11 protein-coding genes are annotated in these 14,821 nt (G+C 49.0%); 6 read left to right on the top strand and 5 right to left on the bottom strand.

Features of this window, described 5'->3' with window-relative positions; genetic code table 11:
* Nucleotides 1-101: 101 nt before the first annotated feature.
* The 5 genes from SOM82_RS09640 to tssH form a co-directional block, all read right to left on the bottom strand.
* Complete coding sequence (locus tag SOM82_RS09640; RefSeq protein ID WP_320459411.1) at nucleotides 102-686, bottom strand: fimbrial protein; 585 nt, start codon at nucleotides 684-686, stop codon at nucleotides 102-104.
* A complete protein-coding gene (locus SOM82_RS09635) occupies nucleotides 671-3,265 on the bottom strand; it encodes a fimbria/pilus outer membrane usher protein (RefSeq protein WP_320459410.1) in 2,595 nt (864 codons plus the stop codon). Before SOM82_RS09635 ends, SOM82_RS09640 begins: the two co-directional genes overlap by 16 nt.
* An 88-nt stretch (nucleotides 3,266-3,353) precedes the next feature.
* Nucleotides 3,354-4,121 carry a fimbria/pilus periplasmic chaperone gene (locus tag SOM82_RS09630; protein ID WP_320459409.1) on the bottom strand — a complete coding sequence of 256 codons (768 nt, stop codon included), beginning with the start codon at nucleotides 4,119-4,121 and terminating at the stop codon, nucleotides 3,354-3,356.
* 59 nt (nucleotides 4,122-4,180) lie between these two features.
* Nucleotides 4,181-4,729 (bottom strand): fimbrial protein, encoded by a 549-nt coding sequence (locus tag SOM82_RS09625; protein ID WP_320459408.1) that lies wholly within the window; start codon nucleotides 4,727-4,729, stop codon nucleotides 4,181-4,183.
* A gap of 108 nt (nucleotides 4,730-4,837) precedes the next feature.
* Nucleotides 4,838-7,477 (bottom strand): type VI secretion system ATPase TssH, encoded by a 2,640-nt coding sequence (gene tssH, locus SOM82_RS09620; protein WP_320459407.1) that lies wholly within the window; start codon nucleotides 7,475-7,477, stop codon nucleotides 4,838-4,840.
* 450 nt (nucleotides 7,478-7,927) lie between these two features.
* Between tssH and tssF the strand changes: the two genes are divergently transcribed.
* The 6 genes from tssF to SOM82_RS09590 are packed head-to-tail and all read left to right on the top strand — an operon-like array spanning nucleotide 7,928 to nucleotide 14,821.
* Nucleotides 7,928-9,811 carry a type VI secretion system baseplate subunit TssF gene (gene tssF / locus SOM82_RS09615; RefSeq protein WP_320459406.1) on the top strand — a complete coding sequence of 628 codons (1,884 nt, stop codon included), beginning with the start codon at nucleotides 7,928-7,930 and terminating at the stop codon, nucleotides 9,809-9,811.
* Nucleotides 9,808-10,824: a type VI secretion system baseplate subunit TssG gene (tssG, locus tag SOM82_RS09610; RefSeq protein WP_320459405.1), complete on the top strand. Its 1,017-nt coding sequence runs from the start codon at nucleotides 9,808-9,810 to the stop codon at nucleotides 10,822-10,824. Before tssF ends, tssG begins: the two co-directional genes overlap by 4 nt.
* A gap of 52 nt (nucleotides 10,825-10,876) precedes the next feature.
* Nucleotides 10,877-11,905, top strand: a complete 1,029-nt coding sequence (locus tag SOM82_RS09605) for a type VI secretion system protein TssA (protein WP_320459404.1) — start codon at nucleotides 10,877-10,879, stop codon at nucleotides 11,903-11,905.
* Nucleotides 11,905-12,924, top strand: coding sequence for a fimbrial protein (locus SOM82_RS09600; protein WP_320459403.1), 1,020 nt, complete (start codon nucleotides 11,905-11,907; stop codon nucleotides 12,922-12,924). The genes SOM82_RS09605 and SOM82_RS09600 overlap by 1 nt, the downstream gene beginning before the upstream one ends.
* Nucleotides 12,925-12,938: 14 nt before the next feature.
* Nucleotides 12,939-14,291, top strand: a complete 1,353-nt coding sequence (locus tag SOM82_RS09595; RefSeq protein WP_320459402.1) for a GlcNAc-transferase family protein — start codon at nucleotides 12,939-12,941, stop codon at nucleotides 14,289-14,291.
* Nucleotides 14,285-14,821: a hypothetical protein gene (locus SOM82_RS09590; RefSeq protein ID WP_154125345.1), complete on the top strand. Its 537-nt coding sequence runs from the start codon at nucleotides 14,285-14,287 to the stop codon at nucleotides 14,819-14,821. The genes SOM82_RS09595 and SOM82_RS09590 overlap by 7 nt, the downstream gene beginning before the upstream one ends.

Below are 14,821 nucleotides of genomic sequence, written 5' to 3'. Positions count from 1 at the left end.
CGAACAAAAAAATATATTTTGTCCAATCAATACTCCCCCAGCCATTCAGCGCATGGCAATAGCCGGGGGAATACTTATTAGTTAAATATATCCAAACTATCTTATTTATAATTCACAACAATTGCAGCAGAGGTATTCAGCAATCCTGCACTTACCTTTGAGCTTCCGGCTGCATAATAACTGGCAATAAACTGGTGCGTGACATCACCAACGACGCTCACATCATAACTTTGACTACTGGCAGGATCGTTGATAATCATTTGCTGCTGACCGCTGTTCCGTAAACGGACTTCCACATTCTGACTATATTCAGACCCGGTGGTATTTAACAGATTGCTGGTTAATGTATCAACACCGACGGAAGTGCTGGCAAAATAAAGTGATATCGCTTTATTTGTCGGGCAATCTTTTAACGTTATCGCAAAGAGCTGGCTTCCTGCTTCCGCGCCATCATGATCTAACGTGTTCGTCGAAATTACCGGTAAAGAAACCGTTTCATTCTCCGTTCCATTGTTAATACTTAGCTCACAGGTCTTTTCCAGATAATTACCCTTAAACTCAACATCAACCTTACAACTATCCTGAGTTCCGCAAGGCTGAGCTAACGTCAAGGGTGATACTAAAAGTAACGCCATCGCGTTTGTTTTTCGCGCCTGAAATATTTGGCTCATTAATTGCGATAACATGTCGCCTCCATTTGCACGATGTTATTTTTCTGACTGGCGTTAACTTTATTCTGGTTATTCACCCGAGGGGTAACACGGCATTTATCTTTTCCTGCAACCACCCACAGATTGCCGGAAGCCGGATCCCATCCGCGTACAAATGCCATACCCCCCTGGCCCGTCATTCCCTGACTGACGCCTTTATCATCCAATAACTCACTTCCTGCCGGAATAAATTCGCCTTTCTCATCACGGATAGTCAGAACCATAGGTACACCCTCAATGGTCTTCATATCTACAGCGATAATCGCACCATCGCGTGGGATGACAGTGCGCTGGCTCTCCATGACGTCAACACTATCGGGTACTGTTTTATAATCAAGTGCGACGCTATTTTCACGATATGGCGTTAGCGAAGGCATAATCGCGTAACCACGACGATCGATTTTAGCTCCCTCACCGTTAAATACTTTTGCTCCGGTCGCACCCGGTGCGCCGACAATGGCGAAAGGCGAATCCCCGACTGAAGGACCCAGGGTAATCCCTCCTTTGTGAGCAGCAACGCTGCCGCTCGCGGAAAGAGATAGCTGACGCGATGAGCCACTGTTATCAACGCCTGCTGTCATGCCAAACTGACCCAACTGGCCGCGGTAGTTCATGTTGCCCGACACCGATTCACGAGAATCATCGTCATACGCTTTTTCCAGCGATGTTCCCACGCCGTAGGTCAACTCGCTCTGCTCACCCTGGCTTCCGTTAGCATTGAGCTGGAAGCGATCGCTCTTCGGATTTGAGTGGCTGTAGGTCGAATAGAGCGAACTGAACAGTGGTTTGCTATTGATTCCACTACTGAGCGGCACGTTAATCGACGCCATAACAGAGTTTTCATAATCTCCGTCTTCATCACTGGTACGCATCGCGGTCAGCGCTAGCGAGAAATAGCGTAGCGTTTTCGACCAGGTCACTGAGTATTGCTTCGCCGTAGAATCATCACTCCAGTAGGAATACAGACTGCCGGTCAAACTCAGCGTGCTGTTATCCCATAACGTCTGAGAGACACTTGCCGTAACTCGCGACTTGGTCCGGTAATCAACGTCATAATCGTCGTTCGTACGCCCATCACGCGCAATACTCGCATCGCGCAGTGAGTAGTACCCTTTGCTGGAATAACGATATGCCGCCATCGTAAAGTTGGTCGCCGTTTCGGCCATAAATTTCGTAAAGGCGACACTATAACTATTGCCGCTTGATTCTTTGCCGTCCTCGACTTCTGCCCAGGCACGAATCAGGTCAAACGATACGCCACCGAGAACAGTGTTGATCGCATTACCAATCGACATCGCGTGGTAGTGCTCCGAAACCTGCGATCCGCTGTAGATGGTATAATTATTGCCAATACCATATCGCATGATTAACTGTGCAAGCTTAGGTTTCTCTTTCAAAGAGTCATCATTCATTTCGCCTACAGCCAGATCGAAATTTCTGACGCCTTTATGCAGCAGCATCGGTGGTGCTGAAAAAGGAATATTACTGATGCGCGTAGACCCGTCTGCTTCAGTAATCGTCATCTGCAGGTCGCCGCCATACCCCATTGCACCGATGTCGGTTAACTCAAAGGGGCCCGGAGGGACGACTGTCTGATAGACGGTCATACCATGCTGAGTAATAGTGACTTTGGCGTTGGTTTCAGCCGTACCGCGAACAATCGGAGAGTAATTGCGTAACCCTTCCGGCAGCATTCTGTCATCAGACTGCAACTGCGCCCCGCGCAGATTAAAACTGTCGAAAAGATTACCAGAGGTATTACTGTCCCCCAAAGTCAACTGACTTTTCAGAGGAGTGATATCCGTTGCTGCGTAAGTCGCCAGGCTGTCGGTATGCAAATGGTGATCGTCTTTCGACCAGCCACTGTTCGAGCGGTGACGTAATCGCCAGCCAGCCATGTTGAACCCGGCAAGTAAACCAATGTTGCTGGTGTAATCATCGCTGCGATCGTCACCATTATCCGGTCCAGTCGACAGGGCATAGACGTTCGCGTTGTAATCCAGGAAACCTGCTGTGTTCCCTTCTACCCAACGCGCAGGATCGACATATCCGCGCGGATAGACAACCTGATTGACTTGCGGAACACTGATGCTCAGCTCAAAGTCACCGCTGTTGTAATAGCTCTGACTGCCTTTAATCAGCTCGTTTAGTCGATAGGACTTTCCTGCATCCAGAGTCACCCCTTCTCCGAGTTTAATTCCCAGCTGGGTTAACTCTTCGTGTGTAAAACTGGGCTCTGCATTGGTTTTTCCTTCCACAGATACGAAGCGGATATCGTGACGTCCACGCATTTCGCCATTAACGACCACATTCAGCGAATGAACGCCGGGAGAAACAGGGTTACCCTCGCGGAACTGCGAAACGTTGATGCCCGGGCCATGAATGAAGCTAGGATCAAAGTCCATCTGTTCAACATTTGAAGATTCTCCACTGGCACTTTCGGTTTGCTGTGCCCAAACCTTGGGGATCATCAGCAGAACACAAGTCAGGGACGCCAGCGTCCTGACAGGGACACTCAACATCTTCTTTGGCGTTATATCTTTTACGAGTTTCACTTTTTATCCTTAAATCGGAAGCCCTGTGCGCTCATTGAAATTTCTGTGTAAAACAGAAATTCATTTCCTTCTTGATATAATGAACGGGTTATTCAGATACTTTTTCGGTGTACCCTTTACCAGCCTGATTTATCAGAGTCTTTTCAACCGGAGAGCCATAATCATTCAATAGTTTTACGGTAATCTGAGTGACACTACCGGTTGCCGCACTGCCATTATTGGCATACCAAGTTTCCGTAGCCCCAGGGGCAACCATATCCATATTCATCTCGTATTTCTTTCCATCCTGCGTGAATGTGCCGGTATCAAAAGAAAAGAAATATCCGGTTGGGTTAGTGATGCGAATTCCAGTTCCTTTTTTACTGTCGCGAGCGATATCCCATTTCAGACGTTTAAACGTATCCACGCTGTTCTCTTTAAGCGTATCCGGACGCCAGAAAAGTTTAATTCGTGTACGAAATGCCAGTTCAAGATGGTTTTTGCTTTTATCAGCATCTTTTGATACAGGTGGAATTTCCAAAAGGTTAAACCAAAATAATGACTCCCGGTCCTGCGGCAAAGACATCCCGGTATAGATTAATCGCAGGCTTTGCCCTTTACCCGGCTCAACACGGTACACAGGAGGAGTGATAATAAAGGGGGTTTTTACACGATTAATATCTTCATTGGCTTTTCCGTCATCAATCCACACCTGCACTAAAGCAGGCAACTTCCCTTTATTGTTAGTTCTGACACTCACTTCCCGTTCATTACCGGGAAAAACAATGCGTGTACCTGCAATAGTTACACCGGCCATACTGGTCGTGGATGCACTTAATAAAGCTGACAATAAAAGAAATTTTTTAATTAAAGACATGAGCACACCTTATTGAAAAAAACGACAGGCTGAAGGCTAGCCAACAGCCTGTCGGAATATTATTTGTACGCCAGCGTATATTGTACTTGTGCTGTGACATCACCTGCTGCCGTCGCACCGGTCGCGTAATAACCGCCAACATAAGTCATGGTCGCTTTTTGGGTCGTTGAATCAACAGGGAAGAAGGAACCGGTTGTCCCTAATGGCAATTGGGTACTGGCATCAGTATCATACAGACGAACCTCAACATTCTTAGCAGCATTAGTCGTTGCGCTGTTAGTCAGGTTCTGAGTCGTTGCATCGAACCCAGTACTATTTATCGCTTCAAAGTGTGCAGCAACCTGGGTAATAGTCGCTGGGCAATCTTCCGCAGTAAGACTAAAACGCGTGGTTCCAGCCTCGTCACCGGCTTTTACCAATGACTGGACAGACAGCGTTGGCAAAGTCACCTGCTTCTCTTCATCACCCGATACGATGCTGCACGTTTCAGCGATCAGTTTACCATTAAATGTTACCGTCCCTTGTGTCACCGCAGAATCACCCGCAAATGTGTATGCAGAGATCATTGAAAGCGCGATTGCGCATGCCGTCGTTTTTAATTTAGACATTTCTATTCCTTAGATATTATCACATTACTAATTATTGTGGTTACTTATTAAAGCCATTTTGAATTTATTTGCCCATCATAATATATGAAAAGCAAACAGACTCACCGGTTAAAACGTCACGCTGAATTTACCTTCAGCATCACTGTTTAAATACAGCACCTGCCCATCATGGTCTTTCTTGTGTGATAAAACATATCGTCCCATCTCCGGCATGATACTTTTCTCAACCACCTGAATAAGCGCACGGGCCCCCGTTTGCGCAACGGCACACTGAGAAATAATAACATCCAGCAATGACTCTTCATATTTCATTTCAATACGATAATGCTCGTAGAGGCGTTGAGATATTTTTTCAAGTTGTAAACGCACTATCGCCTGGAGTGTCTCCTGCTGTAGAGGCAAATATGGAATAATTTCCAAACGTCCCAAAAATGCAGGAGGGAATGTTTTGAGCAATTCCGGCTCTAGCAACTCCAGTAGCCCTTCACTTTCGGGTGCGGTCTCTGGGTCGATATACAATTGAGTAATTAACTCACTGCCCGCATTGCTAGTCATTAGCAACGTGGTATTTTTAAAATCAATATAGCGACCTTCACCATCCTCCATCCAGCCTTTATCAAATACCTGGAAAAAAATCTCATGGATATCAGGATGCGCTTTTTCAATTTCATCCAGCAAAATAACACTGTAAGGTTTACGGCGAACGGCCTCTGTCAGTACACCGCCTTCACCATATCCCACATATCCAGGAGGCGCGCCCTTGAGTGATGAAACCGTGTGGGCCTCTTGATACTCGCTCATATTAATCGTGATCAGATTCTGCTCACCACCATAGAGGATTTCAGCCAAGGCCAGCGCAGTTTCCGTTTTACCGATACCCGATGTTCCCACCAACATAAAAACACCTACTGGCTTGTTCGGGTTCCCGAGACCAGCACGGGATACCAGGATCCGTTCCGCAATCTGCTGAAGCGCATGAGACTGACCGATAACCCGCTCTTGCAGACGCTGGGGAAGCTCTGCCACGGCTTTATAGTCATCCTCAAGCATCTGTCCGGTCGGGATGCCCGTCCAGTCAGAAACAATTGATGCCACTACATCGGCATTCACTTCTGCCTGAACCAGAGGCGTTTTGCCGCGAATGTCGCGCAAAGAATTTTCCAACTGCTGCAATGTCTCACGGTTGGCATCAGCACCGGATTCAACTTGTTCACCGGGTTCGTCGAGGCGCTGGCGTTGGGCCAGAATCGCTTCCACGCAGAGTTTTTCCTGCTCCCAGCGCTGGCAAAGTGCCTCTTGTTTTTCAGCAAGGCTTGCGAGTTTTGCGTCCAGATCTTCATCTGACCGTAACGTTTCTTTGCCATAATGCTGTGCTTTTTCAATCCTTTCCCGCTCTGCCTGGATATCGTTAATTTCGGCTTTCAGCAGCTGGAGTTCCACCGGCTGCATATTTTGTGCGGTCGATACTCTTGCACAGGCAGTATCAAGTAGGCCAATTGCCTTGTCAGGTAACTGGCGAGCGGGAATGTAACGATGCGACAGACGAACCGCAGTTGTCAGCGCTTCATCCATGATCCACACGCCATGGTGTGCTTCCAGTGTTGGCACCAGTCCACGTAGCATAGATACCGCAGTAGCCTCGCCTGGCTCATCGATCTGCAATACCTGGAAACGGCGCGTCAACGCCGGATCTTTTTCGATGTGTCGCTTAAACTCGCTCCAGGTCGTTGCGCCAATGGTGCGCAATTTTCCTCGAGCCAGTGCTGGCTTAAGCAAATTAGCTGCATCACCGGTCCCTGCTGCACCGCCTGCGCCCACCAGGACGTGCACTTCATCGATGAACAGTACGACCGGGGCAACAGATGACATCGCCTCATCCAATACGGCCTTCAATCGCGCTTCAAATTCACCTTTCATACTGGCCCCGGCCGACAGTGCTACCACGTCGAGCGTCAGCAGACGAACCTGAGATAAAGCTGGTGGGACTTCGCCGCTGGCTATCGCCAGCGCAAGTCCTTCTACTACCGCTGTCTTGCCAACGCCCGCCTCACCGGTCAACAGTGGATTGTTCTGCCGCCGACGCAGGAGAATATCCACCATTGTGCTAATCTCCTGGCTACGTCCAATCACTGGGTCGATTTTGCCTTCCCGTGCCAGCGCAGTAAGATCAGTGGCATATTGTGCAAGACTTGCGCCACCTGATGTTGAGACCGATCCGCTAGCCTCTCCGGGTAATGCATCGGAGCGGGTAAAGTCGTCTGCATCCAGCGATTCGCTGGAGTTGCGCAGAATGAATTGCATATCGTTGGTCAGATGATCCAAGGCAATGCGATCCAGCCCTGGGATCATGGCCAACAATTCGCGACGTAATTCCATCGTGGTCAGCATGGCAATCAGCAGATGTCCGCTACGAATACCTGTTGCCGCACATTCGAGGCTGGAATATACCCAGGCACGCTCGATTGCCAGTTCAATGCAATATGAAAAATCAGCAATACTACTTGCACCCGTCGGCAACCGAGACATTGCTCGCTCCAGATCTCGCTCAAGTTGAGCAACATCTACTTCGAATTGCCGTACAATGATTTTAAAATCATTGTCAGTTTCCTGCGACCACAGCTGATTAAACCAGTGCACTAATTCAACATATGGGTTACCTCGTAACTTACAAAGCGTCGTTGCGCTTTCAATGCTACGAAATAGAGTATTATTCAGCTTGCTAAAAAGGTTCTTCCTTGCGATGGCCAAATTTTATTTCCTTCTTATACCTACAGCTGGTACTGGCTCATGTAATTCTGACGCCAAGACCACTTCCCTTTTTCAATGCGCTTATTAAACAAGAGTTGATTATGAATACACAGATATTTTAATCACCTCACTCAACAATAAGACATTTGCCCAAAGATTCATCTTAAAAAATGAGAAGAAAAAAAACATAACCCACTGAATAACAGTGATAAATCAAAAATGAAATGTGTAGTTACAATTATACCGGCATCGTATTTGTTGTTTCTTTTGTTATTATCAAGCTTGAGGTGAAGAAGTTTGAGACAGAAGGAAGGGAGAATTTATTATGGCTAACAAGTCAATTAAAATAAAGTCCAATAATAGACTAAAATAAGCACCATCACTTACAGATTCGATTAATATATTTTCATAAATCAAACAGTCACCGTAGCGGTCCAGGGTATAACATCAGTGGAACATAAGTTTCTTGACTATTATAATAGAGAACTCACTTTCATGCGTGAAATGGCAGGTGAGTTTGCGGAAAAACATCCCAAAATAGCCAGTCGCTTGGGTATTCATGGTATTGATGTTGCTGATCCTTTTGTTGAGCGTTTAATTGAATCCTTTAGTTTTATTGCTGCAAGAACGCAGCTAAAACTGGATGCTGAATTCCCGGCATTTACGCAACGATTACTGGATGTGATTTATCCTAATTATAATGCCCCGACGCCTTCAATTGGCGTAGTGCAGTTACGCCCCAATCTCAAGGAAGGCGATCTGACCCTGGGATACGAAATACCGAAAAATAGTGCTTTCTTTACATCGATCTTCCCTGGAGAGTCCACCCGCTGTGAATTTCGCAGTGGTCAGTCTGTCCGCTTATGGCCACTCACTATTAGTGATGCCAGAATGACCTCCCTCCCCCCTGATTTGCCCAATCTGGAAAGTCACCAGATAGATCTGAATGTACTTAAAGGGACATTACGTTTGCGACTGCAGATTCAGGAAGGAATGACTTTTTCAGAACTGGCAGATCTGACTTCATTACCCATCTATCTCAGTGGCGACGAGCGGATCGTGTCACGTCTGTTTGAACTTTTGCACAGCGGCCATCAGGCAACAATTTTGCGTCATGCTACTGATGAGGGTTGGAAAGATACTGTTATTCATCGGGATGCGCTGCTGTTCGATGGTATGTCAGTCGAGAAAAGCCTGCTTCCCGTTAACTGGAACATTTTCCATGGCCATAATCTGGTGCACGAATACTTCGCCTGCCGCCAGCGATTCTATTTCTTTACTCTGAATCATCTTTCAGCGGGCATAAAGAACAACAACACCCGTGAACTTGAAATCATTATTTTGCTGAACCAGATACCGCAGGATCTGGCGGGACATATCGATGTCGAGCGTTTTCAGCTTTATTGCACTCCGGTTATTAATCTGTTCCCAAAGCGGGTTGATAAGCTCGAAGTCAAACGCAACAGCAACGAACTGCACATTGTTCCTGACCGCAGCCGCCCCCTTGATTATGAGATTCACGCCATCACCCGCGTAACAGGTCAACAGGCGGAACATAATAAGGAAGTCACTTTCAACCCTCTTTTCCAGACTCGTCATAGCGATCGCGGTAACTTTGGGCGCTACTTCTCTTTGACGCGCAGGCAGCGTTCGGGTAACCACCAGCATCAACGAAAGTATCACTCCCAGACGCTCTATAACGGGACAGAGGTTTTCCTGTCACTCGTCGATCAGCAGGAAGCTCCTTTCAGCGACGATATTCGCTACTTGTCGGTGGAAGCAATGGTGACAAATCGCGATTTGCCACGCCTGATCTCACGAACCGGGCAGTACGATCTGACGATCTCCGACGCTGCGCCTGTACATGGCGCGAGGTTTATTTCACCACCCAGTTCACCGCGTGCGCCATTTGTCGCCAGTGAATCGGCCTGGCGGTTGATCCGTCAGCTTAATTTCAACTATCAGCCCCTTTCAGATCGTGAGCATGTCGCCGGAGGGGAAGCCTTTCGTCAAATGCTGGAACTTTTTGTCGATAACACCGATCACGAAGCGCTGTCCCAAATTAGCGGGCTTGTCGGGTGCGAAACCGTCCCGGTGGTGCGCCGTTTACCGGGGAACGGGTTGTTGATGTATGGCCGTGGCGTCAAATGTACGCTAACCGTCGATGAGGAGAATTTTTCTGGTGTCAGCCCCTATCTCTTTGGGCTGATACTGGAGAACTATCTTGCCCGTCACGCCTCCATTAACGTGTTTACCGAGACAGAATTACGCACCATTCAGCGCGGCGTCATTGGCCGCTGGCTGCCGCGTCCAGGACGCAGAGGGGCCTTATGAGGGAAACATCTGCTTTGCCGGAAATTCTCGCCAGTTGGTGTCATGAGGATACCCCATGGGATAGCGGCTTCCTGGGGCTCATGCGTGCACTCAGCGCCCGCAAGCAAGCACTACCGGTCCCAGGAACCGCGCAGCGCCCGTCTCAAGAGTGTTATCGACTCGGTCAAACCGCGCAGATGGCCTTCTCTCCGCGCGAAATAGCCAGTCTTGACGTTAACAGTGACAGGCTGACAGTTCAGCTTTTTGGTCTGGGAGTTTGGGGCCCTCAAGGTGCCATGCCTTTACACCTGTCAGAGCTGGCATGGTCCCGTACTGAACAGCATAACGATCAAACACTCACTGATTTTATTGATATTTTTCATCACCGAGCGCTGTCTCTTTTCTGGCGGTCATGGTTTATTTCTCAGGATACGGCCTCTCTGGACAGAAAAGACGATGAGTCTTTCTCGTTTTATATTGCCAGCCTGGTGGGCCTGGATACGGCTGAACTCGGCCATTCATTACTTCCCGTTCACGCCCGCCTGGCTTCTTCTGCGCATTTGATCCGCGAAGCACGGAATCCTGAAGGGCTCACGGGGGCGTTGCACTACTATTTTGATATACCCGTCACGCTAGATGAATTTACCCCGCAGTGGATCCGTTTTGCGCCCGATGAGACAACTCAACTCGGCCAGCCTGGTGGCGCTTTACAACTTGGCGATGGGGCTGTTCTGGGCGAAACCGTACAAGATTGCCAGCATAAATTCCGGCTCACGCTCGGTCCCCTGACGCTTGCGCAATACATGCGTTTTAGTCCCTGGGGTGAGGATCTTCCGGTGCTGTGTGAGTGGGTCAGAAATTTTACAGGCTACGAGTTTGCCTGGGACGTACAACTGATTCTTCGCGCCGACGAAATGCCGGAGGCCACGCTGAATGGCAGCCACCAGTTGGGCTATGCCAGCTGGCTCACGCGCACCGATCACACAGAGCCTGTCTCTGGCATGAGTTTCGAACCGGAACATTACCTATTCTAACCACCGTGGGACATGGTCCCCACGACTGCACACGATGGAGCGAGCAGTATAAATGGATTATTACCAGCATCTTCTTCAGCCAATCCCTGGTCCTTCCCCCTGTGGTGAAGACCTTGAATACGATCCGGCTTTTGTATTGCTTCAATCACGGTTACAACCCCGGCTTGAAGCGGAATACGGTCAGTTCGTCGAAACAGCTAACCCGATTAACTGGGCAGAAATCGAACGGGACTGCAACGCTTTGTTAGCAAAATCTCGTGATATACGCCTGCTCATCACGTTGATCCGTTGCCGCCTGCGAACGATCGGTTTGCCCGCGCTTAATGAAGGTTTCCAGGCGCTGAGTGCATTATTGCAGCAATGGCCTAATGAGCTTTACCCCCTGCTGCACGATGAAGGCGAGTACGAACCGCTGATGCGCGCTAACGCGCTGAATGAACTTGAAGATCACAGCGGACTGCTTAACGATATTCGCCAACACCCCTTACCGAAAGCGGTCGGTACTCAGTGTCTCGTCAAAGATATTGAACGCGCTTTGACTATCCCGCGGGACGAGAGTGCGCTTCCCGAAGCAACCGTTCGTGCCATGCAAAATGCGTGGCGTGACAGCGGCGATGACGGTATTGCCTCACTCGTACAGGCCCGTTCTCAGTTGCAAAATCTTGCTTCATTGCTCGTGGAATCATTAGGAGATAGTGCGCCTACCTTTTTGCCACTGATTCATCTGCTTGAATTCTTTACCGGCGCCTCTGCCACGCCTGTCGTCAGCGTTCCCGAGATCGGTACGGAAACACAACCTTCGCAACCAGAATCGAATACCGACGACAACACTCCTGCGGCTCTTTCATCACCTGCGGTATTACCACCACAAGTTATGCAGCCAAAAGCGATAGACAGTCGGTCTCAGGCGTTTGCAGCACTCAGGGAGATCCAGGCCTGGTTTATTGGTGCAGAACCCGGCAGCCCCGTCATTTTGCTGCTGGATTTTGCCATCAAAACATCAGGGAAGACATTTAGTGAACTTCTGCAACTACTCCCGGTGGAGATCGTTGCCCATTTAAATAATGCGGGGAAAGAATAATGAATTATCGTATTGGATTACTTTCTGTTTGGTTGCTTTTTACCGCCAGCGCGGGGGCAAACTGCTCCCTGAGCCCTGAGTCAGGCCAACCGGCACCGCATATCTTTGAGGTGCCTGATATGACCATCAATGTGGATGCCGATCAAGCAGCCAGCACCACAAGCCCTATTAAAAGTTACGACACTGCTGTTGCGGGCTACAAGGTTGGCTATCTCGACTGCAATAACGGCGAACAGTACGGTAAAAGCTCGATTAACTTGACTGCGCAGGGAGCGGGTTATCTTTTCCCAACGAATATTCCCGGCGTTAGCCTCAAAATCATGTGGAATAACGGTACGGGGGGAGGCTATAGCACCGGACAACTCCCTACCGTGGGCAACATGGATTTTCATGGCTCTCCTCTCGGTTCGTGGGTATACGACGACAAATCGTTATACCGGATAGAGGTCTACAAAACCGCCGAAACGCTCAACCTTAATTCGCAAGGCGCGAATATTGTTATTACGCCCAATAATTATGCCTACAACTGGGTGACCAGCGATTCAATAAGCAACGCGGCGCAGATATTGCACTTTGGTACGATCCAGATCGTCAGCACCCCATCCTGCACCTTTGAAGGCAGCAAAACCGTAGACTTTGGCACTGTCACCGGAGACATGCTTAACGCCAGTGCCGAAGTCGAAAAACCACTGGATTTTGCGATTACCTGTCGTACTGATTATGGCACTTATTCCACTACCGCATCGATCTCAAGTGACAGCGCCTCAACCGATAACAGTTATATCAAAGTGAAAGACAGCAGTGGCGCAAGCGACGCACTGGCAATCCGCATTAAGGATGGCACCGGTAAAGATATGCTGCTGGATGCATCTTCAGGCGAGACTATCAGTAGTACCGTAAGTGCCCTTCCCGCGCAGTTCAAATGGAAAGCAACGCTAATGTCGCAGCCAGGGGCGACGAAACATCCTGCAGAAGGCGCATTTGTTGCTCACGCGGAAATTCTGTTGCAGGTGAAATAACACGACTCATGACCATGATGACCCCAACACAGACTCTGTTTATCAATATTGCCAGTTATCGCGACCCGGAACTGATTCCAACGCTTCGGGATATGATCGCGACGGCTCGCCATCCGCAAAATCTGCGCATTGCTGTTTGCTGGCAGCATGATGATGAAAATGTGACGTTGTTTACCGAAGCGGGAATGACGCAGACAGGTTCAGAAACCCTGGGCGATGAGTCGGTCTGGCGTTTTCTCTGGCACGGTGCGCAGATAACTATCGTTCCGGTACATTATTATCGTAGCCGGGGTGCATGCTGGGCTCGTTTTATCGCTGAGCGTTTCTTCTCAGATGAAGACTTTACGTTGCAAATTGATTCGCACTGTCGTTTCACCGAACACTGGGATCACAGCATGATCGAGATGCTCAACGGTCTCAAAATACTGAGCGCAAGACCCGTGCTCTCAACCTATCCACCGGCTTACGATCCGCTGGAGGAGGCCATCGAAAAGCGTGGTGAATTCGCCAGCCGTCTTATCTTCCGTGAATTCTCCAAAGAGGGGTTGCCTATGCTCTCCTCTACCCCTCTCAACAGTGAATCTCCGGTGAGGGGAAGCTATCTCGCTGGGGGGTTTATCTTTGCAGAAGGCAGCTTCGTGAAGGACGTTGCCAACGATCCCAACATTTTCTTCGCCGGCGAAGAAATTGCGATGGCGGCGCGCGCTTACACTCATGGCTACGACATCTACACGCCTCATAAAATCTTACTTTGGCACTATTACGGTCGTCGTAAGGAAAATAAGGTCTGGGGCGATCACAACGGCGAAGCAAAAACCAGCGGAGAAGTTGAACTGGCCTGGTGGGAACGTGATGCGATCTCTAAAAAGCGCATCCGAACCCTTTTCGGTCTGGAAGATCAGCCAGTGGATTTAGGCATTTACACTCTGGGAAACGTACGTAGTTTGTATCAGTTTGAACGCTCAGCGGGGATCGACTTTAAACGACGCGCGGTATTACCCGAAGTCATCGACAATACCAAACGCAGCGTATTTTTGCCCGATGAGTGGCCGGATGATGTGGAGTGGGCACAGCGATTAACCTCGCCATTTGTCAAATCATTGCAGCTTAAAAAAACGGATACTGACGCTGCCATAGCAACAGCCAGCTGGTGGTATTTGGGTGTTTATAGTTCGACTAATCGTCTGATGAATGAAAAGAAATTCAGTCAGGCGGAAATGACTACCGCGATAGCTGCATCCAGTCAGGAAACGTTCTCTCTTAAGGTGGATTTTAGTACCTCGGGCACGGAACATCCGGCGGTGGCGCGTCTCTGTCCCTTTGACGATCTGAGCGGTTGGGGTGCTGTGGTGGAGCAAACATGGTAACTGCTATTCACCAGGTTCGATCTATTCTTGGAGTGGATGCGCTATTGACCATGGAGGGTATCATTCCCTCCGTGTCACTGTTTCGTACCATGATGCGCCAGCGGATAGTCCAACTTGATGCTACGCTGGCTGCGAGCGATTGTCCGGAGGAACAAAAAAATCGATTTTGCGCCCTGCTTTGCCGCCGGATCGACACTCATATCGCGGACTCGCTTGCCCGTAATCATCAGCACTCCTCCGTCGAAACACTGGAACAAGAAAACTATCCCGACAGGGTTTTGGAAAGTGAATCTCAGCTCATGAATCAGCTACTTCACTCCCAACATTCACTGGTGGTGGCCTTATGCCATGAACTGAAAAGTATGCAGATCGCACGGACCAAACCTCCGACCATTGAGGTTGAGAAAACGCCGCTGCCACAGGATACGCCCGCCAGCCATCCTGAGAGGAAATCGTTGCCTGTTCTGGTCTCTTTGGCTTTCGCCATCTGTGGACTGTTTCTCTTGTGGTTCTGTCTGAAAATATACTGA

Origin of the sequence: Lelliottia sp. CFBP8978 (genome assembly GCF_034046055.2) — a bacterium.
Taxonomy (GTDB): domain Bacteria; phylum Pseudomonadota; class Gammaproteobacteria; order Enterobacterales; family Enterobacteriaceae; genus Enterobacter.
The sequence above is the reverse complement of the archived record's forward strand: the minus strand, read 5'-3'. Positions and strand labels throughout refer to the sequence as shown.

Excerpts from the sequence above, each read along its gene's own strand:
- SOM82_RS09640 (WP_320459411.1), bottom strand. The coding sequence starts at position 686 with ATGTTATCGCAATTAATGAGCCAAATATTTCAGGCGCGAAAAACAAAC.
- SOM82_RS09630 (WP_320459409.1), bottom strand. The coding sequence starts at position 4,121 with ATGTCTTTAATTAAAAAATTTCTTTTATTGTCAGCTTTATTAAGTGCA.
- SOM82_RS09625 (WP_320459408.1), bottom strand. The coding sequence starts at position 4,729 with ATGTCTAAATTAAAAACGACGGCATGCGCAATCGCGCTTTCAATGATC.
- tssG (WP_320459405.1), top strand. The coding sequence starts at position 9,808 with ATGAGGGAAACATCTGCTTTGCCGGAAATTCTCGCCAGTTGGTGTCAT.
- SOM82_RS09605 (WP_320459404.1), top strand. The coding sequence starts at position 10,877 with ATGGATTATTACCAGCATCTTCTTCAGCCAATCCCTGGTCCTTCCCCC.
- SOM82_RS09600 (WP_320459403.1), top strand. The coding sequence starts at position 11,905 with ATGAATTATCGTATTGGATTACTTTCTGTTTGGTTGCTTTTTACCGCC.
- SOM82_RS09595 (WP_320459402.1), top strand. The coding sequence starts at position 12,939 with ATGATGACCCCAACACAGACTCTGTTTATCAATATTGCCAGTTATCGC.
- SOM82_RS09590 (WP_154125345.1), top strand. The coding sequence starts at position 14,285 with ATGGTAACTGCTATTCACCAGGTTCGATCTATTCTTGGAGTGGATGCG.